Raw genomic sequence first — 23,240 nt, 5'->3', positions numbered from 1 at the left:
TTGAACCGGGGCGGCGCGGCGTGTCCAGATGTTGTGCCTCATGTGAGGCGTCGCCACCGGATTTTCAATATCGTGTATCTCACTTTGTCGCGAGCTCTTCAAGGCTCCTGTCCAGCATCGCCTCCGGAAGCATCTGGATCGTCGGTCCCTCGGTGAAGATCAGCGCGCAGCGGAACCGCCGCCCGGGATAGAGCGGCTTCAGCAGTTCACGGTAGATGGCAAGCTGCGTTCGGTAGGTGGGCGGGATCTCGGTCAGGGACGTTGGCACCTGGCGATTCGTCTTGAAGTCCGCAATCGTGACCGTATCGACGGAAACGGCCAGCCGGTCGATGCGGCCCGACACGGCGAACTCACGCGCGCCGAGCGCGAGCGTTCCCATGACCGACACTTCCGCCCGGCTGTGCGCGGCAAAGAGTGTCTGCAGATCGGGGTGTTCCAGCACATCGATCACCGCATTGGCGAGCCCCTGACGCTCCGGCTCGGGCCAGCGTGGGACCGACCGAAGCAGATAGCGGTCCGCGGCCGCCCGGCGTTCCGCAGAATCGATCGATGGAAGAACCTGCAGCAGGCGGTGAAGGATTGCGCCGCGCAGCAGCGAGCGATTGGGTGCCGCCTTTTCGGTGAAAAGCGCCGAGGCGACCATCGATTCGCTGTCCGGATCGTCGATGACGATGCCCGTCCCGGATGGGGTGAGGGGCCGCGGCAGCCGACGCGGCGCCGGCAAGGGAGCAGAAAGCGCGGCCGGCAGGCCCGACGCCATGTGCTCCCTCTCCGCAAGCGCGCCGTCAGTAACGGCAGCGTCGACATGCGGATGCGCCTCGCGCCACGCATGGCCCGTCCATTCTTCGCCGCCCGCACGGAACACCGCGGGCGTCCCGCGTCCTTTGATATCCTGCGCCAGCGTCCCCTGGACCATGGCATGCCAGGTATCGGCATTCTCCCTTTGGCCACGATAGCCGCAAATGACGAGCCGGTCCGCGGCGCGCGTCATGCCGACATAGAGGAGGCGACGGTATTCTTCCTCGGCGAGCGCCTTCAGGCGCGCATTGTCGGCGTTGAGCAGGGAATTCGATCCCGAGCCGGGCGCCCGCCAAACCGGTACGGTCACGACAGAGCCGTCGGCCCGCGGCTTCTCGAAAAAGCGCAGATCGGGAACATGCTGGTTGTTGAATGCCTTGCCGCCGCCGTCGACGAGGAAGACGACCGGTGCTTCGAGTCCTTTTGCCGCGTGCACGGTCATGACGCGCACCTCGTCGCGCTCCTTGTCCTGCTCGCGCTTGACCGTCGGCGCTTCGATTTCGAGCGTCGAAATGAAGGCCTGCAGCCCGGGCAAGCCGGATCTTTCGTGATCCAGCGCGAAGGTCAGGAATTCGTCGAGAATGTCGCTGACCTCGCTGCCCAGCCGGGCGAGGAACGCTGCCCTGCCACCATGAACGCTGAGCACCCGCGCATAGAAATCATGCGGCAGCAAGTGCCGGGCGAGATCGGCATATCCGGCAAGCGTCCGTACGACCTCCTGGTAGGGGCTCATCTCTTCGGCGCCAAGGGTCCGCAGGCGTTGCCATAGACTTTCATCTTCGACTCTTCGCGCTGCAAGCTCGAAAATATCCTCTTCACCGAGATTGAAGAGCGGGCTTTTCAGCAGCGCGGCGAGAGAAAGGTCATCCTCCGGCAAGAGGACGAAGCGGCCGAGCGCCATCAGGTCCTGAATGGCGATGTGGCTGGTGAGGACGAGGCGGTCGGCGCCGGCGACCGGGATATTGCTTCTGCGCTTCAGCGCCCGCGTCAAGGCGTTGACAAAGGCATCCCGCTTGCGCACGAGGACGATGACGTCCCCCGGGCGCATCGGTCGGCGAACGCCCTTCTCGATCACCGTCTCCTTGCCGATCCAGTCATCGAGAACCGCCGCAATGCGTCGCGCCAGTATGTTTGCCGGCGCGCGCTCGGGCGTCGCGTCGAAAGCGGCCGTCCACTCCTCTTCCGCGAGCGTCGGTTCGGGCGCAATCACGTCCCATATGTCGACGGCTCCGGGGTGGCCGATGCGGTTCGAGGCGTGCACGATCGCCTCACGTTGCGCGCTGAGCCCCTTGGCATTCGCCTCGTTGGCAAAGACCGTATCGACGGCCGACAGGACGTCGACAGTCGATCGGAAGGAAAGCTGCAGGCGGATTGGGCTGAAGTATTTTCCACCGGCGCGCACCCGCCGCTCCGTCACCACGCTCTCGCGCGAAAACCGCTCCGGCCGCGCACCTTGGAACGAATAGATCGATTGCTTCTCGTCGCCGACCGCGAAGATCGTGCGCTCGTCCGCTCTCGCCGTTTCGCCGGCGAAGAAGTCCGCCGCAAGCGACTGGATGATCGTCCATTGCGTTGGGCTCGTGTCCTGGGCTTCGTCGACGAGGATATGGTCGATGCCCTGATCGAGCTTGTAGTGAACCCAGGCGCCAACATCGCCACGGGCTAGAAGTGCTGCCGTACGGTTGATCAGGTCCTCGAAGTCGAGCTGGCTGCGCGCCTTTTTGATTTCCTCGTAATCGCTGTTGAGCTTCTCGGCGAGGGTGAGGGCGGCGCGCGTCGCCTCGTACATCCTGACGATGCTCAGGCGATCCACGCAGGCAACGATATGATCGCGCGCCTGTTCGACCAGAGGTGCGAGGTCAGGCGCCTCGCGCCGCATAGCCGCGTTCAAAAAGGTGGAGTCGGCCTTCGGTTTTCCGCCTCCGTTGATGAAGAGCCCAACCAGTCTGCGATAGCGCTCTTCGGGATCGGCGAGTCCTGCGACCGCCTTCAATCCTTCCGCAAATTCGGAGGGCTTGGCGCCGCCTTTGTGCGCCGCCAAGTCGAGATATTGCTCGAGGGCTGCCCCGTTCAGGCCAGCGAGCGGCCAGGCTTTCGCCAGCACGCTCGCTGCCGTTTCGCCCGGCGCAATCGTGAGCGATGCACGCAGATGCGTTTCCAACCCGCCCCGTTTCGCGGCGCGATCGAGAAAGGCTTGAATGGGCGTGCGGTTGGCGACGATCGTCTCCAGCAGCCTTTCAAGGCCGGTATCGTCGGCGAGATCGAGAACCGTGGCGAAGGCATCGGCAAGCTCCGCGTCGTCAGCGGTGGTCGCCGTCAGCAGCGCGCGCCGTGCATCCGCGAGCAGGACCGCCGCGGCGCGGTCGTCGAGTACGGAAAAGTGCCCTGCAACATTGGCCTCCAGCGGGAACTGATGCAGGAGCGCTTCGCAGAATGCGTGAATCGTCTGGATCTTTAGGCCGCCGGGGGTTTCAAGGGCCGCGGCGAACAGACGCCGCGCCTGCTGAATTTTCACGCTGGAGGGGCGCGCGCCTTCGACCACCTCGATGCGCTTCTCAAGCGAGGCATCATCCAGCGTCGCCCATTCCGCCAGGCGCTCGAAGACGCGGTTCGACATCTCGGAAGCGGCCGCCTTCGTATAGGTGAGGCAGAGGATTGCAGAGGGTCGGAAACCGGCGAGCAGCAGCCGGATGACGCGTTGGGTCAAGACGTGTGTCTTGCCCGATCCGGCATTGGCGGAGACCCAGGCCGAGCGCGCCGGATCGGAGGCAAGCGATTGCCGCTCCGTCGTCCAGTCGAGCCAGGCTCCGGGTGTTCTTTCCGAAGGCCCGAACGTGTCATCCCTCATCGCCATCATCCTCGCCTTCGGCGGTCGCCCACTCGGCGACCCGCGCCAGATGATCGTATTCGCCTCCGTAGTCGCGCTCCTTCTGAACGATCAGGCGTGAGGCGAAGCCGTGCCTGCCGGTCATCAGTGCTGAGAGCAGTTTTTTTAATTCGGTGAGCGATTTCTCCGCCAGCTGATCGGCGGATTTCGTTTCCTTTTGCCTGCCGCCCTCGTTGTTGACACTGTCGACGCAGAAGCGGCTGCCGGGTTTCAGCCGCACGTAGAGAAGCGCATTGAGCTCGGCGCGTCCCGTCGGGCCGAAGGCTCCGGCCTTGAGTGCCGCCGCCTCTAGTGCGAGCTGCGGGTCGAGCAGGCTGCGTGCTTCTCTGGGCGAGGGGCTGGAGCCGGTCTTGTAATCGATGATGTCGACGGTGCCGTCCGCACGTCGGTCGAGACGGTCGGCGATACCGGTCAGCCGAATATCCGCAAGGCCGATATCCATGGAGGCGGGAACCTCGGTGAACGACTTCTCGATATTCTTCCGGCGATCGCGCTCCCATTTGAGGAACGCCCTTCCCACGGCCGCAAAACGCGGGCGCCAGATCGTGTCGATATGCGGCGGAAGTCCTTCCTCGTCGAAGGCTTCGTTAAGCAATCCAATCATCACCGCTTCCGCTTCGGGCGCGGCCGGATCGAAGCCGCCCCTGACGAAACGATCGACGATCCGATGGTAGAGCGTTCCGCGCTCGGCCGCCCCGGGATCGCGATTGAAAGGGTCGATCGGCTGCAGCCGCAGGATCCGCCGAGCATAGACCGCATAGGGATCGCGCCGAAGGCGCGTCACTTCGCTGAAGGAATACTTGCGCGGCTGCAGCTCGGCGGGCGGCTTCGGTTCCGGTCGCGTGGCGAGCGGCTGGGTTTTGCCTTGATCGAGAATGCGCGCCCAGTGGAGATAGGCCGCACCGTTGGATTTGAGCAGTTTCGTCAGCTTTTCGCCACCGAGCGCCTGCAGCCGCTGCAGCCACCGCGAAGCGACCGTCGGTGCCGATCCCTGTCGGATGGAGCGAGAAAAAATCAGCCGACGTGTACCGCAAGCCATCTGGAAATCATGCGCGAGCTGGCCGATGCGCCGCTCCGGCGGTTCGAGCCCGATTCCGGATTTCATCGTCCGCGACAGGAAGGGATCGTTTGATGTTTGTCCCGGCCATGTCCCCTCGTTCATGCCGCCGAGCACCACGAGGTCCACGCTCTGCAGTCGCGATTCCAGCGCCCCGAAGATGAAGACGCGGGGGTGCCGCATCGATTGCGGCTTGACCGCTTCGCTTGCCGCGAGCGCTTCGACGATGTCGCACCATTGCGGCCCGTCGGCGCTCATCTGGCCTTCCGTTTCGATGATGCCTTTGAGAAGCGTTGCCAATGCTTCGCCGGCCTCCGTCGACCAGAGACCGCCAAGGCTGCCGCGCTCGTCCATGCAAATGGCTTCCAGCGCGCGGCCGGTTCGCTCCGCCCAGTCGGCGAGCGTGAGAACCTTGGATCGAGGCCGTCCATCGGTGCGAAGCGCGGATGCGCTGGCCAGGGGTTCGACGGCTAATGCAATGCGTTCGGCAAGCGTGCGTGCAGCGGCGATATCCTCGTCATCAAGGCGGCTTTGCCACGGGGGTGGATGACGATCATGCTTTCGTCTTTCGAGCGCATGCTCGAGCAAGGGGCCAAGCGCGGAAATATCAGCAGCGACCGTACCGCCGCGCAGCGCCAGAAGTTCCAGCGCATCGGCGGCGCGCCGAACACCCTCGATCGTCTCGCCGAAGCGGGCGAGCGGATGCTTGAGCAGAGCGACCAGTGGCACGGGATCGCCCGGCCGCAACGCCGCCTCCAGCAACAAACGGACAACGGCGCCGGCGGCTGTGGCAGCGAGCGGCGTGCCGGCGGAATCGTCGGCTTCGATGCTGAAACGGGCGAGTTCCGCCCCGACGCGGCGCGCAAGCCCGCGATCCGGGGTGATCAATGCCGCCTGGCTTTCATCGTCGTCGGCAAGCGCGAGCCTGAGCGCGATAGCGATCGCCGTCGCCTCTTCGCGCTCATTGGCCGTCTCGATCAGCGCGACGTCGGCGAAGGCCGAGAGAAGTTTTTCCTGGTCGAAATCTTCACGCGCGCGGGTCCAACCGTCAGTCGCATTTGCCGGAAGCAGGGCGCGCGAGAGAACCGTGCCGCGATAATCGAGGGCGCTGCCTGCGGGCTCCAGGGTCTCCACATCGCGACGCGCGATGCCCATGCGCTTCAGCAGGCGATGAAAACCATATTGCGGGTGGCTGCGGCTTGCCGGATCTTTCGTGATACCGGTCGAAGAAGCGCCGACGATCAGTTCCCATTCCGTGTCGCTCATCGTCTGATCGAGACCCGGCAGAACGATGGTGCCGTTCGGCAGCATCCTGACGGCCGCGATCAGCGCGGCAGTCACAGGGATCGAACCGGTCGAGCCAGCGATGATGATCGGCCCGGCCACCTTGCCGGCGGCGATGCGCTGTGTTTCCGCCTGCAGAACGGCATTGCGGTGGCGCGAAGGCGAGGATTGCTTGAGTTCGTCCAGTCGCTCCGGCCAATAGGTGCGGGCGATCTTCAGGAAGGCGAGCGTCAATTGCCACCAGAGCGCATGTTCGCCCGCGTCGAGCGTGTCGAGAGCCTCCCAGGCGAGCTCCTCGGTTTCCACCGCGTCGATCAGGTCGGCGAGATTGCGCGCGAGCCAAATGGCATCGGCAGGGCTCGCGGGGGCGATCAGCGGACTTTCGCCGTGGATATCGAGAACCGCCTGCGGCAGCTGATTGCGCCAGGCAAGAATGAGGCGGCCGAGTTCGATCAGGCGTGCCGTGCCGGAAAGTGGCGGAGCAAGATCGAGGATCGCAGGCGCCTCGGCGTCGAAAAAGCCGCTATCGTCGTCCGTCTCGCCGAGCGCGCGGATCGTCGGCAGGATGGCCGAGCGACCGCCGAGCAGGTCGACGAACTCCGACCGAAGCACGCGTGCCGAGCGCCGGGTCGGGACGAAAATCGTCACGCCAGCCAGCATCAGCGGATCCGCCGGATCGTACTTGAAACCCGGCACGAGCCCGCCGTCGCAGAGCTTTTGCGCCAACGTCCTCAGGAAGGGCAGGCCGGCGGGGATCGTGAAGACGTTCGAGGCGTGACCGGGCATCTTATCCTCCCGGCTGGAAGCGCCGCACCGCCGCCTCGGCTTCAGCGATCGCTTCAGGTGTGCCGACGGTCATCCAGTGGCCGTCGAGCATCAGGCCGAAGAGGCGTCCGTTGGCGATCGCGCGATCGAAATAGATGTTGAGGTTGAAGGCATCGCTCGGCGCATCGGCGAAGAGGCGCGACTCCATGGCGATCGCGCCGGCATAGACGACGGGATTTTCCATGCCTTCCTCGTAGCGCGTCAGCCTGCCGTCCTCGGCGAGCGAAAAATCCTTCTTGCCGTTGTGCCCGGTCGTGTCCTCGAGCCGCACGCAGAGCAGCGCCATGTCCATCTTTCCCCGATCGAAGAACCCGGCCAGTCTTTGAAGATTGCTCGGCTCTCCGACCTTCTCGCCGACCCAGAAAAGATCGGCGTTCATGACGATCAGCGGTCCGTCGTCCAGCAGCTTCAGCCCCTTGGCGAGCCCGCCTCCCGAATTCATCAAGGCGTCGCGCTCGTCCGAAATCAGGATATGCGGCGTCTCACGGTGACGCAGATGCGCTTCCATCTGGTCGGCGAAGTGATGGACGTTCACCGCCGCCTTGGTCACGCCGGCGGCCTCCAGTATGTCCAGCACATAGTCGATCATCGGCTTGCCGGCGATCTTGACCAGGGGCTTCGGCAGTGTGTTGGTAATCGGCCGGAGGCGCGTGCCAAGTCCGGCGGCAAGCACCATGGCATTGGTGATGGGCATCGTTTCTGTCAGTTCGCTGATTCGGGAACGAGGATTCCAGCCTTAATGCACCAATCGCGCAAGGGTGTCAGCACCTCATGGCCGAGCGCATGCCTCAGATATGCGAAGGTGCGCGGCATGTGCTTCATGTAGCCGGGTTTGCCGTCCCGCTGCATCAGCCGGACCCAGATGCCGGCGAGCTTGCAGTTGCGCTGCGCCGACATCAGGTGCCAGTCGCGAAGAAAGGCCGCCTCGTCGAACGGGCCGAGGGCCTTGCGCTCGGCAAGATAGCCATCCAACAGGCGTGCGCCCAAGTGCTGGTCGATTGTCACGCGCGCGTCCTGGACCAGCGACGCAACGTCATAGGCCGTCGGACCGATCATCGCGTCCTGGAAGTCGATGACGCCGACGCGGTCGAGCCCCTTGCGATCTGGGCGCCATAGAATGTTCGGCGAGTGAAAATCGCGCAGCAGCAGGTTCTTCTCGGCCGATTCAAGAACGTCGATGAGTTGATCCCAGATGGCGAAGTACTCTTTACGCTCGCTGTCTGAGGCCGCTTCGCCGCGCTTCCATGGCAGGTACCAGTCGATCAACAGACTCGTCTCGATCTTGATCGCGGTGCGGTCGAAATCGGGAATGCGATGGACCAAGCCGCCGCCTACCGCAATTTCGCGCGTCGCCGGCTCCGCGTGAAGGCGGGCGAGCAGCCGCACGCTTTCGAGATAGCGCTCGGCAACCGGCTTTCCTTCCGCGTCGAGAATACCCTCGGAACCCAAATCCTCGATCAGCAAGATGCCATTGTCGAGGTCGCGGGCATAAATTGCCGGCGCCGCGAGGCCACGTCCGCGCAGCAGTTCGGAAATCGCGACGAACGGAACGACATCTTCGGCAAGGTGCGCAAGTTGCTGATAGTATTTTCCGTCCTGGAGAATGGGGCCGGGCCTATGCCGCGGCGCATCCATCAGAATCTTTGCCGGCTCACCAGCCGCCTCGACACGCTCATAGGCCCTGACCGAAGCGTCGCCGCTCAAGTGCCGGCGACGGGCCGTCGCGTAGCCGTTTTGCGAGAGGAAACTCCGGATCACCAGCGAGCGGGAGATACGCTCGAACGCAGCATCGGGCGCGGAAATGGCAAGCCGACGTCCGTCGCCCTCGTGCGTGAAAGCAAGTGTGATCCGTTCGGCCGGCAGCGCTTCTCCCGCCTTTTCCGGCCATTCGACAAGGCAGATACCCTCGGAAAGGGCCTCATCGAAGCCAAGTTCGTTGAGTTCCGACGCGTCGGCGAGACGATAGAGATCGAAATGGGCGACCGGGATGCGCAGGTCGTAGCTTTGAACGAGCGTGAAGGTGGGGCTCGGCACCTCGAGTGCATCGTCGTCGGCGATCGCCCGCAGCAGGGCACGGGCGAAAGTCGATTTTCCCGCGCCGAGGTCGCCTGACAAGGCCACGCAGTCTCCCGCCTTCAGCGCCAGCGCCAGGTCTTCGCCCAGTTCGATCGTGGCTGCCTCGTCCTTCAGAAACCGTTGCAGATTTTTCATCTATTCGGCCGCGATGATCTTCGGCATTTCGGACGACGGAATGCGGCAGGTGACCTCCGTGCCTTCGCCCTCTTTGCTGCGGATCGACACGGTGCCGTGATGGAGGCTGACGAAGCTCTCGACGATCGACAGTCCGAGACCGGCACCGCCGTGTTGGCCGTAGCTTTCGAAGCGGTTGAATACGGTGTTGAGGACATCCTGTGGAATGCCGGGGCCGGAATCAGTGACGGAGAACACGAAATCGGTGCCTTCGCGCCGGCACTTGAGATCGATCGCGCTGCCATCGGGCGCGAAATTGGAGGCGTTGGTGAGAAGCTTGATGAAAATCTGCTTCAACCGCTGCTGGTCCGCGATCATCCGGCCAAGATTGTCGGGCGCGTCCACCCGCAGGGTCACGCCACTTTCGAGCAGCCTGTCCGCCATCTGATGCGCGACGTCATCGAGGAAATCGCCGAGGTTCACCTCCGACATGTCAAGCTCGACGATGCCGGCATCGACGGTAGCCAGGTCGAGGATGTCGTTGACGATCGTCAGCAGCAGCGACGAGGAGGTGGCGATATGGTCGACATATTCCGCCTGGCGCTCGTTCAGCTCTCCGAAGGCCGGTGTCTTCAGAAGATCGGCAAAGCCGATGATGTTCGTGAGCGGCGAGCGCAGCTCATAGGAAACGTGGTGCACGAAGTCGTTCTTCAGCGCGTCGGCCTTGCGCAGCGCCTCGTTCTTCTCGGTCAATGCCCGTTCGACCCTGACGCTGTCGGTGATGTTGACGAAAGTCAGCATCGTCTGGGCGTTCGGCAGAGGGATCACGGCATAGTCGAGGATCAAGCCGGTCCGCAATTCGAGCATGCCGCGGCTCGATGGCCGCTCGTCGTCGAAGCTGGTGATGATATGGGCAAAGCGTTTCCAGCCGTCCGGCTGGTCGTAGGAAGGCAGGCAGGCCTGTTCGACGGCGCGAATGTGGGTGCCGGGCTTCGCCTCCGCCTCGCTGATACCCCAGATCGCCCGGAAGGCCGGGTTTGAAAGCCGGATGCGACCGTCGGGCCCGAACACCGCAACGCCTTCGGCGAGATGATCGATCGTTTCGCCCTGGACCTGGACGAGCGTGTTGTAACGGGTCTCGAGATCGACCTTCTCGGTCAGGTTCTCGAAGACCCAGGTTGCCCCGCCCTGCGGCCGTGCCGTGGCGAAGACGCGCAGCGTCTGGCCGTTCGGCAGGTGCCAGAGGTCGGATTGCGTGTCGAGCGCCTGATAGACGGACAGCGCATTCGCCTTCCACTGTTTCCAGTTGAGCTGCTCGGGAAGCTTGCCGCCGGTCCGCAACCGGTCGAGCACCTCGCCGTTGTCCGGTTTGCGCTCGAGGAAGCCCATGTCGAGATTCCAGAGCCGCTGGAACGCCTGGTTGTAGAACTGCAGGCGCTGGTTGCCGTCGAAGATCGCTACCGGCGTGGCCAAGTGATCGAGCGTTTCGGCATGGCTCTTCAAGGTCCGTGCAAGCTCTTCGCGCACGGCTTCGGTGCCGGAGACGTCGACGGCGATACCGGCAGACCCGGCCGGGCTGCGAGCGTCGACGACATCGTAGAACGTGCGATTGCCCCTGACCACGGTCGAAAGCTTGTCGGTGAAAGGCGTTTCAAAGGTCGAAACGGCACGGATTTTTTCGCGTGCCGCGGTCGAAAGCAACTCGCGTCCTTCGGCGACAGCCAGGCTGGCGCTCGATGTCTCGACCGCCTCGGCATAGGCTTGGTTGACCCATTCGAGCTTGCCGTCCGCGGTGCGCTGCCAGACCGGCAGGTCGACCGCATCGAGCAGCGTGCGGAACGTCGACAGCGATGCGTGCAGCCGATCGCGTTCAAGCTTCAGTTCTGCCAGTTCGGCCCGGAGATTGTTGAGCGCGATGAAACGCACGAATGCGCGTCCACCGGAAACGCGGCCCTGAGCCTCGAGAACCTCGTTGCGCTGCGTTTCGAGCACGAGATCGAAGCTTTGTGCCTGCGCGCGCAGGGTCTCGATCGCCTTTTCGAGCTGGCTGGCGGACGGCGCCCTCAGCCAGCGTCCGAAGGCGAGGAAATCCCGATCGCCCTGTGGAGCGCCGGTCTCGACGGGGAGTTGTCCGAGAAATTCCGGGCGTTCGGCCAGACCGTCCCAGATCACGATGCGCCGGTTCTTGTCGGCGATAAGGGCCTGGAAACGGGAAATTCGCTGGTTCGCATCGGACAGGTCCGATCTGAGCTCACGGTTCTCGGCCTCGATATTGCCGCGCTGGCGGATCAGCCAGATTGCAGAAATCATGGCGGCGGAAATGACGCCGATCAGGACGGAGAACGTGACGACTTCGGAGGAGCCGAATATGGCCTTGGTGACGGGTGTCGACGCCTGGGCCGCAGCCTCGGTTGCCGCGAAGAAGGCGGCGCCTGCGAGCAGCCGCCGCACCAGTGCTGGCGCCTTGGGGCCTCCGCCGAAAAGCGTGGATCGTTGTGTTTCCATGGCGCCGCCGTCCCCGTTTGTCCGGAAATTGCCGCCGACCTCGCGCCGCCACGCATCGAAACCCCTGGAAAGGGTTCGCTTCAGTTCCGATTGCATCCCCGGTCTGTCTCCGTCTGTTTGCCGCATGTCCGACAAGACATCCCCATTCGCAACGCTCGAAGGTACTCACTACAGCGCCGCGCGTCTTAAATCAGCCGCGCAAAGGACGCTGTAGCATTTTGAATTGCTGCTTGTTTATTCCTCAAATCGGCTACGATTTGAGGAGACATGCAGTAGCGTCACGAATCAATGGCTTAAGCATACTTGTTTGACGAATCGCCGGAAAGTGCGCGGCTCAAAAAAGCGGCCGCGATCTCTTGTCAAGATCGCGGCCACAACATGTTGTGGATTGCCCGGGTAACGATTAGTAGCGGTAGTGTTCGGCCTTGAACGGACCCTGCGGCTTCACGCCGATATAGGCAGCCTGTTCTTCCGAAAGCTCGGTCAGCTTGGCGCCGAGCTTTGCGAGATGCAGGCGGGCAACCTTCTCGTCGAGCTGCTTCGGCAGAACGTAGACTTCGTTCTTGTAGTTCTCACCCTTGGTGAAGAGCTCGATCTGGGCCAGAACCTGGTTGGAGAAGGAAGCCGACATCACGAAGGACGGATGACCGGTGGCGTTGCCGAGGTTCAGCAAACGGCCTTCCGAAAGCAGGATCATGCGGTTGCCCTTCGGGAACTCGATCATGTCGACCTGCGGCTTGATGTTGGTCCATTTCAGGTTGCGCAGCGCCGAGACCTGGATTTCGTTGTCGAAGTGGCCGATGTTGCCGACAATCGCCATGTCCTTCATCTCGCGCATGTGGTCCATGCGGATGACGTCCTTGTTGCCGGTCGTCGTGATGAAGATGTCGGCCGTCGAGACGACGTCCTCGAGCTGGACGACTTCATAGCCGTCCATCGCTGCCTGCAGTGCGCAGATCGGATCGACTTCGGTGACCTTCACGCGCGCGCCCGCACCCGTCAAGGAAGCGGCCGAGCCCTTGCCGACGTCGCCATAGCCGCAAACGACGGCAACCTTGCCGGCCATCATCACGTCGGTGCCGCGGCGAATGCCGTCGACGAGCGATTCCTTGCAGCCGTACTTGTTGTCGAACTTCGACTTGGTGACGCTGTCGTTGACGTTGATCGCCGGGAACGGAAGCAGGCCCTTGGACTGGAGCTGGTAGAGACGGTTGACGCCGGTGGTCGTTTCTTCGGTCACGCCCTTGATCGCGTCACGCTGCTTCGTAAACCAGCCGGGCGTTGCCGCAAGACGCTTCTTGATCTGGGCGAAAAGGATTTCCTCTTCTTCCGAACCCGGGTTGGAAAGCACGTTCTCGCCGGCTTCGGCGCGCGCGCCGAGCAGGATGTACATGGTGGCGTCGCCACCGTCGTCGAGAATCATGTTCGAGAGGCCGCCGTCGGCCCACTGGAAGATCTTGTCGGTGTAGGTCCAGTATTCCTCAAGCGTTTCGCCCTTGACGGCAAAGACCGGAACGCCGCTTGCTGCGATCGCTGCGGCGGCGTGGTCCTGCGTCGAGAAGATGTTGCACGAGGCCCAGCGAACCTCGGCGCCGAGCGCAACCAGCGTCTCGATCAGCACGGCCGTCTGGATGGTCATGTGCAGCGAACCGGTGATGCGTGCGCCCTTCAGCGGCTTCGATGCACCGAATTCCTCACGGCAGGCCATCAGGCCCGGCATTTCCGTTTCGGCGATGGCAATTTCCTTGCGGCCGAAATCGGCCAGGCCGATGTCGGCGACAATATAGTCCTGAGTTGCGGTCATGGAGTTCTCCAGGCTGATCTTTTCCGGCCGCGCCGGCCCTTTGGCCGTCCGGCGGCGTGACAATGCCTCCCGCGCAGGATCACGGGGAGAGTGCGCCCGGTCTATCAGGAATCAGAGGGGAGGGCAACCACGATATAAAGAAGTCTTTATATGTTTATATCGTGCGAGTGCTGGAGGGGCTTCAGCTCTGGCGCCCACGAGCGCGTCAGATCTCTTCGCCGAATTTGTCGCGAACAAGCGCGTCGAGGGCATTGAGCGCTTCTTCCGCCTGGACGCCGCTGGCGGTGACAAAGACGGTAGAGCCCGTGCTGGCCGCAAGCATCATCAGGCCCATGATCGACGTGCCGCCAACCGTCATGCCGTCCTTGGAGACGGTGATTTCGGCGTCATAGGCTTCGACGGTCTGGACGAATTTCGCCGACGCCCGTGCATGCAGGCCGCGTTTGTTTATGATCAGCAGCTCGCGCGTCAGCGACATGGCGGGGCGATGGTCCATCATTTTCCGCTCAGCACGCGGCTGGCGACATTGATGTATTTGCGTCCCGCCTCGGAGGCCTCGACGAGGGCCTTGTCCATGTCGCTTTCGCCGCGAACGCCGGCAAGCTTGATCAGCATCGGCAGATTGACGCCCGCAATCACCTCGACGCTGCCGCTGCGCATGACCGAGATGGCGAGGTTGGATGGCGTGCCGCCGAACATGTCCGTCAGAATGATGACGCCATTGCCCACGTCGGCGCCAGCAACTGCATCGAGAATATCCTGACGCCGCTGGTCCATGTCGTCCTCGGGCCCGATGCAGACGGTCTCGATAGCTTTTTGCGGACCGACGACATGCTCCAACGCATGCCGAAACTCTTCCGCCAGCTTGCCATGGGTGACAAGCACAAGTCCGATCATGGGTATCTTTGCTCCAACTGCATATGCAACTCTCGTTGATGGTCAGATATCGCAATGCAGCAATTTCGTCCACCTGCTGGGGCGGCCATCTTGGCAAGGAAAAGGCGAAGTGCAAGCCAAAAATGCCGAAAAAGCAGCCCTTCTGCCCTCGGATAAGGCTAAAGTGCTAAATTTTTGGGTAGCAGTGCGTGCAGTGCATCGAGAGGCGAGACGAGGGTTTCAACGGGAACGCGCAACAGCGGCAGAGTTCGCCCAATTTGTAGCTGCAGCTCCTCGTTCTCGGGTGGCAGACGCTGATCGCGGGACGGTCTCGCCGGCATGATCGCCCAGTCCAGAACGCAGGCGGACACCGTTTCGACGGCGACGATGCCGCCGCCGCGAACCTCGATCAGGCCGCGAATGGACGCAGGGCAACGGGCGATGATCCGGTCATTCTCGAGGGTAAGATCGACCCGGTCATCGGCGACGAGCGCCGCAAAACGACCACGGCGCCTCGCCTCGGAAATGCAGGAAAGGGCGAAGGCGGATTTGCCCGAGCCGGAGGGTCCGGTGATCAGAAATCCGGTCGTGCCGAGAACGATTGCCGTTGCGTGGATATTGCAAGCTGGCGCGGTCACTGGTGCGGCTCGGCCGGCAGGGAGAGGATGAACCGGGCGCCGGTCACGTGCCCGCCTTGCCCCACAATGTTTTCCGCCTTCAGCGTACCGCCATGGGCTTCGGCGATCTGGCGTGAAATCGAAAGACCGAGACCCGAATTCTGACCGAAGTCCTCGCCTTCCGGCCGGTCGGTATAGAAGCGCTCGAAAATCCGATCGATGTCTTCGGCTTGAATGCCCGGACCGTTGTCCTCCACATAGACGAGACAGCGGGAGCGCGACCGGGTCAGGCGGATGATGATGCGACCATTCTGCTCCGGGACGAAGGAGCGGGCGTTTTCGATGAGGTTCGTGATGATCTGGCTGATGCGCAGCTCATAGCCGCTGACGACGAAGCTCGCCCTCGGATTGTCCTTGCGATCGATGACGAAGTCCAGGAGCACCGGCTTCTTCTTGCTGCGAATCTGTCGGGAAATATCGATGAGATCGCCAAGCAGCTTTTCCAGGTCGACTTTCTTGGCGTCGCTGCGCGCCAGCTCTGCATCGAGTCGCGACGCGTCGGAAATATCGCTGATCAGCCGATCGAGGCGGCGCACGTCGTGCTGGATGACGTCGAGCAGCCGTTTTTTCGAATCCTCGTTGCGCGCGAGCGGCAGGGTCTCGACGGCGCTGCGCAGCGATGTGAGCGGGTTCTTGAGCTCATGGCTGACGTCGGCGGCAAAGTTCTCGATCGCCGCGATGCGATCGTAGAGCGCCGTCGTCATTTCGCGGAGCGCCACCGACAGGTTGCCGATTTCGTCCTGGCGCGAGGAGAAGTCCGGGATTTCCTCCCGTTCCTTCGCGCCGCCGCGGCGCACCCGGATCGCGGCAGCCGACAGCCTTCTCAGCGGATTGGCGATGGTCGACGAAAGAAGCAGAGACAGGATGACGTTGACGAGCGCGGCGACGCCGAAAACGCGGATGATCGCGAGGCGCTCGGCATGGACGATCTTGTCGATGTCGCCAGCCTGCGTCGAAAGCAGCAGCACCCCGAGCACCGCGCGGAACCGCTGCACCGGCACGGCGACCGAAACGATCAACTCGCCCTTCTCCGTCACCCGCACGACGGCACCGCGCACGCCGGTAAGCGCGTTCATGACCTCCGGGTAGATCGAGCCGTTGCCGCCCGGTGGCTCCTTGTAGAGCGGCAGGTCGCCGGGCTGCAGCAGCCGGTTGAGCCACATGCTGAGCTTGTCGGCGATGCCTGTCGTCTCCGGATCGACCGGCGGAAGATCGAAGCGCAGGACCTGACCGCCGCTATAGAGATGACGGGAGTCGAGCAGCAGATCGGCATCGGCGTCGAAGAGGCGCGCGCGGGTCCGCGTCGGGGAAATCAGGCGTCTGAGGACCGGCGCTACCCGTTCCTGGATGATCGGAAACTCGAGATCCTCGTCGCTCGGCAGCGGCGTGATGCTTTCGCCGGCCTGGAGTTCGAGCAGCTTCTCCGGATCGATGGTAATCGAGTTGGTATCGACCGATGCGGAGGCGGAAATCGCCCCGGCGATGATCTCGCCCTGGGTCAGCAGGCTTTCCACCCGGGCGTCGATCAGACCCTCCCGGAACTGGTTGAGGTACATGATGCCGCCGACGAGCACCACGAGCGCGACGAGGTTGAAGAAGACGATGCGTCGGGTGAGGCTCGAAAAGACGGCATTGCCGAACAGGCGGCGGATCAGGGTGAAGGGATGCGCCCATCGGCGCTGGCTGCGCGCCGATGCCCGCCCTTCAATATCCTCCAGATCGCCCTGCAAGACGTCTACCAAGTCTCCCGCTCCCACGACGGAAAACTCCGTCGCCTTCTTTTTCCTTGCGCCGGCACAACGACCGGCCTCTCGTCTGCCTCGTCCCGGCCGGCCAGGCTTTTGCCTATGGATGGCTTACGGCCTGCCCGACGGGGCCTCTCCCGCGTCGCCGTTACGCCATTTCTGCATGATCCACAATCTCCGTTGTGGCAAGTCGGAGCGGCCGTCAGGCTGTTTCGCGAAAACGGTAGCCGACGCCGTAGAGCGTTTCGATCATGTCGAAGTCGTTGTCGACCATCTTGAACTTCTTGCGAAGCCGTTTGATGTGGCTGTCGATCGTGCGGTCATCCACATAGACCTGCTCATCATAGGCGGCATCCATCAGTGCGTCTCGGCTCTTCACCACACCCGGACGCTGTGCCAGCGAGTGCAGGATGAGAAACTCCGTGACCGTCAGGGTCACCGATTCGTTCTTCCAAGTGCAGGTGTGGCGCTCCTGGTCCATGACGAGCTGGCCGCGTTCCAGCGAACGGGACGGGGCATCGGAAGTCTTCGCCGTGCCCATTGGGCCGGCCGCCGCGAGGTCGCGGTTCGGCGCGCGACGCAGGATCGCCTTGACACGCTCGACCAGCAGGCGCTGGGAGAATGGCTTGGTGATGAAATCGTCGGCGCCCATCTTGAGGCCGAAGAGTTCGTCGATTTCCTCGTCTTTTGAGGTGAGGAAAATGACCGGCAGGTCGGATTTCTGCCGCAGGCGGCGCAAGAGTTCCATGCCGTCCATGCGCGGCATCTTGATGTCGAAGATCGCGAGTTGCGGCGGACGCGCCAGCAGGCCTTCGAGCGCCGATGCACCGTCGGTATAAGTTTCGACCTTGTAGCCCTCGGCTTCCAGCGCGATGGACACAGATGTCAGGATATTGCGGTCGTCATCGACAAGCGCGATGGTCTGCATCGTATTCAACTCCGTCTTTTGAGGTCCGGGTGGCCGGAACCGCTTCAAGAACCGCGGCAACCGCGAGTCACCGGCGTTACTTGAGTATAAACGTGGAACAAATTGTGGCGAAGCACAAAAGGCCCGCGGCTAATCGTCGAGCGGGAAGCTGTCAAATGTGTCTTGGCAAAGCCAGATTCAACCGATTAAAAAATCCATATTTTTCTTTAAATCGATTAATATACTGATATCATTATTGTTTTAGGAATCGATATCTTGTCTTCGATCTATCTTGCCGGTATGTTCCGACAGAATTCAATACCAATGGCCAATGACAAAGGAAGCTTGACCATGGAGCAACTCGGCACCCGCAACCCCTCGAACGGACTGGAAACAATCGGCTTTTCGGATCTGGCTTTCGTCCGCTACAACCTCGAGGCAGCGGAGCTTTACGAGGACGCCCTTCGCCGGGGCGAGGCGCAAGTGACGGCGCATGGCGCGCTCTGCGCACGGACCGGCCAGCACACGGGCCGCTCCCCCAAGGACAAGTTCGTCGTCCGCGACGCGGCGACCGCTGATCAGATCTGGTGGGACAACAATAACGCGATCTCGCCGGAAAACTTCGAGCGTCTGCGGCAGGACATGCTTGATCATGCCAAGGGCAAGTCGCTCTACGTGCAGGACCTCGTTGGTGGTGCCGATCCGGCGCATGCTCTGCCGACGCGCGTCATTACAGAACTCGCCTGGCATTCGCTGTTCATCCGCAATCTCCTGATCCGCCCGGCGCGCGAAGCGCTGGCAGGTTTCGAGCCGAAGCTGACGATCATCGATCTGCCGAGCTTCAGGGCGAATCCGGAGCGTCACGGCTGCCGCAGCGAAACGGTGATCGCCTGCGACCTGACGAACGGTCTCGTCCTGATCGGCGGTACGTCCTATGCCGGCGAAATGAAGAAGTCGGTCTTCACGGTGCTCAACTATCTGCTGCCGAAGAAGGCCGTCATGCCGATGCATTGCTCGGCCAATGTCGGTCCCGCGGGAGACACCGCGATCTTCTTTGGCCTGTCGGGCACCGGCAAGACCACGCTCTCGGCCGATCCGTCCCGCACACTCATCGGCGACGACGAGCACGGGTGGGGCGAGGACGGCGTCTTCAATTTCGAAGGCGGCTGCTATGCCAAGGCGATCAAGCTTTCGGCCACGGCCGAGCCGGAGATTTACGCCACCACCCGGCGCTTCGGCACCGTTATGGAGAACGTCATACTTGACGAGCGCCGCGTGCCCGACTTCGATGACGGTTCGCTGACGGAAAACACCCGTTGCGCCTATCCGCTTGATTTCATTCCGAATGCCAGCGAGACCGGAACGGCGCCGCAGCCGCGCACCGTCATCATGTTGACGGCAGATGCCTTCGGCGTCATGCCGCCGATCGCCAGGCTGACGCCGGAACAGGCGATGTATCATTTCCTGTCCGGATACACGGCCAAGGTCGCCGGCACGGAAAAGGGCGTGACCGAACCGGAAGCGACCTTCTCGACCTGCTTCGGCGCTCCGTTCATGCCTCGCCATCCGTCCGAATACGGCAACCTGCTGAAGGATCTGATCGCCAAGAATGGCGTCACCTGCTGGCTGGTCAACACCGGCTGGACCGGCGGCGCCTACGGCACCGGAAACCGCATGCCGATCAAGGTGACGCGCGCGCTGCTTTCGGCGGCACTCGACGGCTCGCTTAACGATGCGTCGTTCCGCACCGACGCGAACTTCGGCTTTGCGGTGCCGGTGTCGGTACCGGGCGTGGACGACGGTATTCTCGATCCGCGGTCTACATGGGCGGACGGTGTTGCCTATGACGCGCAGGCGCGCCGCCTGGTCGACATGTTCATCGCCAACTTCGCCAAGTTCGAAAACCATGTCGACGGCAGTGTGCGCGACGCGGCTCCCGGGGCGAAGGTCGCCGCCGAATAAAGATCGCTGGCTATGATTCACGTGAAACCCGGCCTCGAAGGCCGGGTTTTCGCGTTTTTCCTGATTGTTTTCAGGTGCTTCGCTCTGGTTTCTTGAAAATGCGCGACTACGAATGGAAAACGGGTACACACTTTCCTGGCGTTGCCCGGACCAGGGTGATTTTGGATTGATGCAATCCAAAATCATGAACGTGATCGATTCTAATGAGTTGGAGGGGCAGGGGAGCCACTTGCACCTCCCTGCTGCACTCGTGCAATAGAAGCGGTCAAGGAGCGAACATGGCCAGCGATCCGCTATACATAAACGACCGCATCGTCATTGCCGGCTGGGAACTGACGGAGCAGTTCGTGCTGGCCGGCGGACCGGGCGGACAGAACGTCAACAAGGTATCGACGGCCGTCCAGCTCTTCTTCGACATTCAGGCCTCGCCGTCGCTGCCGGACCAGGTCAAGGCGAATGCACTGAGGCTTGCGGGCCGCCGTGTGTCCAAGGACGGCGTGCTGATGATCGAGGCTAATCGGTTTCGCAGCCAGGAACGCAACAGAGAGGATGCCCGGGAGCGGCTGAAGGAGCTGATCCTGAAGGCGGCCGAACCGCCACCGCCGCCGCGCAAGAAGACCAGGCCGACCCGCAGTTCGATCGAGCGGCGATTGAAGGAAAAATCCGGTCGAGCCGAAATCAAGAAGCTTCGCGGCCGGCCGGGCGGCGAGTGAACGTTGTTCAGGCTGCGAGGCGGCACGCAAACGAATCTTTCGATCGCTCCCTTGATCTTTTGCCGGTGTCGCCCTCTCTTATCGAAGGGCACTGCGAAAGAGGAGACAACCATGGGTTTGTTCAGCTTTATCAAGAACGCCGGCAAGAAGCTCGGGATTGGCGGCGACGACACACCGCCGGATGCGGACAGCGTCCAGAAGGAGCTTGCCTCCCATGACCTCGGCACGAAGGACGTGCAGGTCGAAATCGTGGACGACAAGGTCGTTCTGAAGGGCGTCGTCAAGGACCAGTCGACGTTTGAAAAGGCCGTCGTGGCCGTCGGCAACACGCTCGGCGTGTCAGCCGTCGAGGCATCCGACCTCAAGGTCGCGGAAGGAGGCGCCGCGCCGGCGCCCGCCAAGGCGCCTGTCTTCTACACCGTGAAGAAGGGCGACAATCTCTGGAAGATTGCCGAGGCGCAGTACGGCAAGGGCAAAGGCGCCAAACACACGGTAATCTTCGAAGCGAACAAGCCGATGCTGAAAGACCCTGACAAGATCTATCCGGGACAGGTTCTGCGTATTCCGGATCTGGACGCCGGCTGAGCGGGCGGTATTTTCGGGTGGCAACCAGATCCCGCAAAGACTAAAGCGCGTCGGCGTGCACGAATTCGTGCAAGGCGCTTTACATCTTTTCCATGCATGGCGTTGTCCCGCTGCATACGTTTGGGCGACAGATATTGGATCGCTGGCGATTTCGGGGTTTGCGAGTTGAGCGCCGTCGATCGCCGCAGCGAAGCACGGGATACAGGCGATGCAGGTGCTGCCGAAAGGGGTAAGACACATTCCGGGCTTCCTCGACCGCTCCCGCCAGGAGGAACTGGTAGAGGCTGTCCGCCTCGTCGTGGCCGAGGCGCCGCTCTTCGTGCCGGAAATGCCGAAAACCGGCAAGCCGATGTCGGTACGGATGACCAATTGCGGTCCGCTCGGCTGGGTCACCGATCGGGAGCGGGGTTATCGCTATCAGGCGGAACACCCGGTGACGGGCAAGTCCTGGCCGGCAATACCGGCGGCGCTGCTCGACATCTGGCGCGCCGTGTCGGCGAGCGACAAGGAGCCGGAGGCCTGCCTCGTCAACTTCTATTCCGCAGACGCACGCATGGGTCTGCATCAGGACAGGGACGAGCGGGATCTCGAGACGGCTGTGGTTTCGATTTCTCTCGGCGATACCTGTCTTTTCCGTGTCGGCGGCAAGGAACGCGGCGGACGGACGGTCTCGTTCAAGCTTGCGAGCGGCGACGTCGTCGTGCTTGGCGGCGAAGGGCGGCTCGCCTTCCATGGCGTCGACCGCATCTATCCGAATACGTCGACGCTCTTGAAGAATGGTGGCCGGCTAAACCTCACCTTGCGCCGAGTCAATCCTTGAAGAGGAGCGAGGCCGACGCCGGGACGACGTGGGCGCCGCTTGCGTTCATCCCGATTTCGCCAAGACCTTCTCCCCAACCCGTGCCCACAAGGGGGCTTGCGCGCGTCGCCCGCCCGGTGCCCCATCCGCAACGTCAGAACATGGATGGAGCGGGGCGCGGCATCGGAAGCCCTCCCTCTTCTGGGGGAGGGGTCTTATCGGATCGCGTGAAAGTTCCGCTCACAGCTTCCTGAGCGCCACCGTCTGGGTGAGGTGGTTCGGACCCTTCTGCAGGATCAGATCGGCGCGCGGTCGCGTCGGCAGGATGTTCTGGTGCAGGTTTTTCAGGTTGATGTTGTGCCAGAGCCCCTCGGCGATGGCGCGCGCAGCATCCTCGCCGATCGTCGCGTAGCGATGGAAGAAGGACTGCGGATTCTTGAACGCCGTCTCGCGCAGCCGCATGAAGCGGCTCACGTACCAGCTGTGAATGAGGCTTTCCTCGGCGTCGATATAGATCGAGAAATCGAAGAAATCGGACACCATCGGCACGATCTTGCCGTCCGCCGGCAGATTGCGCGACTGCAGGACGTTTATTCCTTCGAAGATCAGGATGTCCGGTCGGTCAATGGTCTGGAACCGGTCGGGGATGACGTCATAGGTCAAGTGCGAATAGGTGGGCGCCCTGACGTTCGGCTGGCCCGCCTTGATGGCCGACAGGAAGCGTAGCAGCGCCCCGATATCGTAGCTCTCGGGAAAACCCTTGCGATCCATCATGTTTTCACGCTGCAGGATCGCGTTCGGATAGAGGAAGCCGTCGGTCGTTATCAGGTCGACCTTCGGGCTCGAGGGCCAGCGTGCCAGCAGTTCGGCGAGAATACGCGCCGTCGTGGATTTGCCGACGGCGACCGAACCGGCGATGCCGATGACGAAGGGTGTCTTCGTTTCGTCGGACATGCTGAGGAACCGCTTGCGTTGCTGGAACAGGATCTGCGAAGCCTCGACGTGGGCCGACAGCAGCCGCGACAGCGACAGATAGATCCGGCGTACCTCGCCGAGATCGACCGGGTCGTTGAGCGAGCGCAGGCGTTGCACCTCATCGGCCGTCAGCGTCAACGGCGTGTCGGCGCGAAAGCGCGACCATTCCTCGGCCGAGAACACGTGGTAGGGCGAATAGTCTCCGCCCTGGAGGTTGCCTGGAATATCTGCGGCGTCGATGTCTTTCGCGGCGATAGTCATGGATTTTGCCGGTTTGCCTTCTCCTGCAGGCCGGACTGGCTGGTCCGCCTGGCAAGTTCGTCCATCACATCCTGCAACGGGATGGCTGCGATGTTCAATACGACCATAAGATGATAAAGGAGGTCGGCACTCTCATCGACCAGATTCTTGCGGTCTTCGCTGATCGCCGCGATGACGGCTTCAACCGCCTCTTCGCCGAGCTTCTTGGCCGCCTTGCGTTGACCGGCTGCGACCAGCTTGGCCGTCCAGGAGTCTTCCGGCGCTGCCTTGGCGCGGGTCGCCACTATCGTTTCGAGGTCGGAGAGGGTGAACTCGCTCATGGTGCTTTCCCTTGGGTCTCAAATGGCTGCGACCCCTGTTGACGGTGGCAATCGCCGCCGTCGTTCGGTG

The 23,240-nt window shown here is 62.5% G+C and carries 17 protein-coding genes; 4 read left to right on the top strand and 13 right to left on the bottom strand.

The window, feature by feature from the left end:
* Nucleotides 1-79: 79 nt before the first annotated feature.
* The 11 genes from addA to chvI all read right to left on the bottom strand — a co-directional run bounded on the left by addA (nucleotide 80) and on the right by chvI (nucleotide 17,576).
* On the bottom strand, nucleotides 80-3,646 hold the full coding sequence (gene addA / locus ILFOPFJJ_RS00190; protein WP_173508579.1) for a double-strand break repair helicase AddA: 3,567 nt from the start codon (nucleotides 3,644-3,646) through the stop codon (nucleotides 80-82).
* Entirely contained in the window at nucleotides 3,636-6,812 is a 3,177-nt protein-coding gene (gene addB, locus ILFOPFJJ_RS00185) for a double-strand break repair protein AddB (protein ID WP_173508578.1), read from the bottom strand. The genes addA and addB overlap by 11 nt, the downstream gene beginning before the upstream one ends.
* A gap of 1 nt (nucleotide 6,813) precedes the next feature.
* Nucleotides 6,814-7,545, bottom strand: coding sequence for a nucleotidyltransferase family protein (locus ILFOPFJJ_RS00180; protein WP_173508577.1), 732 nt, complete (start codon nucleotides 7,543-7,545; stop codon nucleotides 6,814-6,816).
* A gap of 8 nt (nucleotides 7,546-7,553) precedes the next feature.
* The gene (gene tsaE, locus ILFOPFJJ_RS00175) at nucleotides 7,554-9,062 is read right to left on the bottom strand and encodes a tRNA (adenosine(37)-N6)-threonylcarbamoyltransferase complex ATPase subunit type 1 TsaE (RefSeq protein ID WP_173508576.1); all 1,509 of its coding nucleotides are present in this window, start codon (nucleotides 9,060-9,062) and stop codon (nucleotides 7,554-7,556) included.
* Nucleotides 9,063-11,546, bottom strand: a complete 2,484-nt coding sequence (locus ILFOPFJJ_RS00170; RefSeq protein ID WP_173508575.1) for a PAS domain-containing sensor histidine kinase — start codon at nucleotides 11,544-11,546, stop codon at nucleotides 9,063-9,065. It lies immediately after the preceding gene.
* Between the two features lie 403 nt (nucleotides 11,547-11,949).
* Nucleotides 11,950-13,350, bottom strand: a complete 1,401-nt coding sequence (ahcY, locus tag ILFOPFJJ_RS00165) for an adenosylhomocysteinase (RefSeq protein ID WP_173508574.1) — start codon at nucleotides 13,348-13,350, stop codon at nucleotides 11,950-11,952.
* Between the two features lie 205 nt (nucleotides 13,351-13,555).
* The gene (locus tag ILFOPFJJ_RS00160; RefSeq protein WP_173508573.1) at nucleotides 13,556-13,849 is read right to left on the bottom strand and encodes an HPr family phosphocarrier protein; all 294 of its coding nucleotides are present in this window, start codon (nucleotides 13,847-13,849) and stop codon (nucleotides 13,556-13,558) included.
* Complete coding sequence (locus ILFOPFJJ_RS00155; protein WP_173508572.1) at nucleotides 13,846-14,247, bottom strand: PTS sugar transporter subunit IIA; 402 nt, start codon at nucleotides 14,245-14,247, stop codon at nucleotides 13,846-13,848. The genes ILFOPFJJ_RS00160 and ILFOPFJJ_RS00155 overlap by 4 nt, the downstream gene beginning before the upstream one ends.
* Before the next feature lie 158 nt (nucleotides 14,248-14,405).
* On the bottom strand, nucleotides 14,406-14,864 hold the full coding sequence (locus ILFOPFJJ_RS00150) for an HPr kinase/phosphorylase (protein WP_173508571.1): 459 nt from the start codon (nucleotides 14,862-14,864) through the stop codon (nucleotides 14,406-14,408).
* Nucleotides 14,861-16,645, bottom strand: coding sequence for a two-component system sensor histidine kinase ChvG (gene chvG / locus ILFOPFJJ_RS00145; protein WP_173508570.1), 1,785 nt, complete (start codon nucleotides 16,643-16,645; stop codon nucleotides 14,861-14,863). The genes ILFOPFJJ_RS00150 and chvG overlap by 4 nt, the downstream gene beginning before the upstream one ends.
* Nucleotides 16,646-16,850: 205 nt before the next feature.
* Nucleotides 16,851-17,576, bottom strand: a complete 726-nt coding sequence (gene chvI, locus ILFOPFJJ_RS00140; RefSeq protein ID WP_173508569.1) for a two-component system response regulator ChvI — start codon at nucleotides 17,574-17,576, stop codon at nucleotides 16,851-16,853.
* A 330-nt stretch (nucleotides 17,577-17,906) separates the two neighbouring features.
* On the opposite strand from chvI, the gene ILFOPFJJ_RS00135 reads away from it, so the two are divergent.
* The 4 genes from ILFOPFJJ_RS00135 to ILFOPFJJ_RS00120 all read left to right on the top strand — a co-directional run bounded on the left by ILFOPFJJ_RS00135 (nucleotide 17,907) and on the right by ILFOPFJJ_RS00120 (nucleotide 21,635).
* Nucleotides 17,907-19,517: a phosphoenolpyruvate carboxykinase gene (locus ILFOPFJJ_RS00135; protein WP_173508568.1), complete on the top strand. Its 1,611-nt coding sequence runs from the start codon at nucleotides 17,907-17,909 to the stop codon at nucleotides 19,515-19,517.
* Nucleotides 19,518-19,795: 278 nt separating this feature from the next.
* A complete protein-coding gene (gene arfB, locus ILFOPFJJ_RS00130; protein ID WP_173508567.1) occupies nucleotides 19,796-20,230 on the top strand; it encodes an alternative ribosome rescue aminoacyl-tRNA hydrolase ArfB in 435 nt (144 codons plus the stop codon).
* A 111-nt stretch (nucleotides 20,231-20,341) separates the two neighbouring features.
* The gene (gene lysM / locus ILFOPFJJ_RS00125) at nucleotides 20,342-20,815 is read left to right on the top strand and encodes a peptidoglycan-binding protein LysM (protein WP_173508566.1); all 474 of its coding nucleotides are present in this window, start codon (nucleotides 20,342-20,344) and stop codon (nucleotides 20,813-20,815) included.
* Nucleotides 20,816-21,023: 208 nt separating this feature from the next.
* Nucleotides 21,024-21,635, top strand: a complete 612-nt coding sequence (locus ILFOPFJJ_RS00120) for an alpha-ketoglutarate-dependent dioxygenase AlkB family protein (RefSeq protein WP_173508565.1) — start codon at nucleotides 21,024-21,026, stop codon at nucleotides 21,633-21,635.
* A 219-nt stretch (nucleotides 21,636-21,854) separates the two neighbouring features.
* On the opposite strand, the gene coaA is transcribed toward ILFOPFJJ_RS00120, so the two are convergent.
* Both coaA and ILFOPFJJ_RS00110 read right to left on the bottom strand, forming a co-directional pair.
* Nucleotides 21,855-22,850, bottom strand: a complete 996-nt coding sequence (coaA, locus tag ILFOPFJJ_RS00115) for a type I pantothenate kinase (RefSeq protein ID WP_173508564.1) — start codon at nucleotides 22,848-22,850, stop codon at nucleotides 21,855-21,857.
* Complete coding sequence (locus tag ILFOPFJJ_RS00110) at nucleotides 22,847-23,170, bottom strand: phosphoribosyl-ATP diphosphatase (protein ID WP_173508563.1); 324 nt, start codon at nucleotides 23,168-23,170, stop codon at nucleotides 22,847-22,849. The genes coaA and ILFOPFJJ_RS00110 overlap by 4 nt, the downstream gene beginning before the upstream one ends.
* Nucleotides 23,171-23,240: the final 70 nt, after the last annotated feature.

Source organism: Sinorhizobium psoraleae (genome assembly GCF_013283645.1).
GTDB lineage: Bacteria > Pseudomonadota > Alphaproteobacteria > Rhizobiales > Rhizobiaceae > Sinorhizobium > Sinorhizobium psoraleae.
The sequence above is the reverse complement of the archived record's forward strand: the minus strand, read 5'-3'. Positions and strand labels throughout refer to the sequence as shown.

Coding starts and splice junctions, on each gene's coding strand:
- ILFOPFJJ_RS00180 (WP_173508577.1), bottom strand. CDS start 7,545: ATGCCCATCACCAATGCCATGGTGCTTGCCGCCGGACTTGGCACGCGC.
- ILFOPFJJ_RS00155 (WP_173508572.1), bottom strand. CDS start 14,247: ATGATCGGACTTGTGCTTGTCACCCATGGCAAGCTGGCGGAAGAGTTT.
- ILFOPFJJ_RS00110 (WP_173508563.1), bottom strand. CDS start 23,170: ATGAGCGAGTTCACCCTCTCCGACCTCGAAACGATAGTGGCGACCCGC.
- ahcY (WP_173508574.1), bottom strand. CDS start 13,350: ATGACCGCAACTCAGGACTATATTGTCGCCGACATCGGCCTGGCCGAT.
- addA (WP_173508579.1), bottom strand. CDS start 3,646: ATGAGGGATGACACGTTCGGGCCTTCGGAAAGAACACCCGGAGCCTGG.
- tsaE (WP_173508576.1), bottom strand. CDS start 9,062: ATGAAAAATCTGCAACGGTTTCTGAAGGACGAGGCAGCCACGATCGAA.
- lysM (WP_173508566.1), top strand. CDS start 20,342: ATGGGTTTGTTCAGCTTTATCAAGAACGCCGGCAAGAAGCTCGGGATT.
- chvI (WP_173508569.1), bottom strand. CDS start 17,576: ATGCAGACCATCGCGCTTGTCGATGACGACCGCAATATCCTGACATCT.
- addB (WP_173508578.1), bottom strand. CDS start 6,812: ATGCCCGGTCACGCCTCGAACGTCTTCACGATCCCCGCCGGCCTGCCC.
- ILFOPFJJ_RS00170 (WP_173508575.1), bottom strand. CDS start 11,546: ATGGAAACACAACGATCCACGCTTTTCGGCGGAGGCCCCAAGGCGCCA.
- coaA (WP_173508564.1), bottom strand. CDS start 22,850: ATGACTATCGCCGCGAAAGACATCGACGCCGCAGATATTCCAGGCAAC.
- ILFOPFJJ_RS00135 (WP_173508568.1), top strand. CDS start 17,907: ATGGAGCAACTCGGCACCCGCAACCCCTCGAACGGACTGGAAACAATC.
- ILFOPFJJ_RS00160 (WP_173508573.1), bottom strand. CDS start 13,849: ATGATGGACCATCGCCCCGCCATGTCGCTGACGCGCGAGCTGCTGATC.
- arfB (WP_173508567.1), top strand. CDS start 19,796: ATGGCCAGCGATCCGCTATACATAAACGACCGCATCGTCATTGCCGGC.
- ILFOPFJJ_RS00120 (WP_173508565.1), top strand. CDS start 21,024: ATGCAGGTGCTGCCGAAAGGGGTAAGACACATTCCGGGCTTCCTCGAC.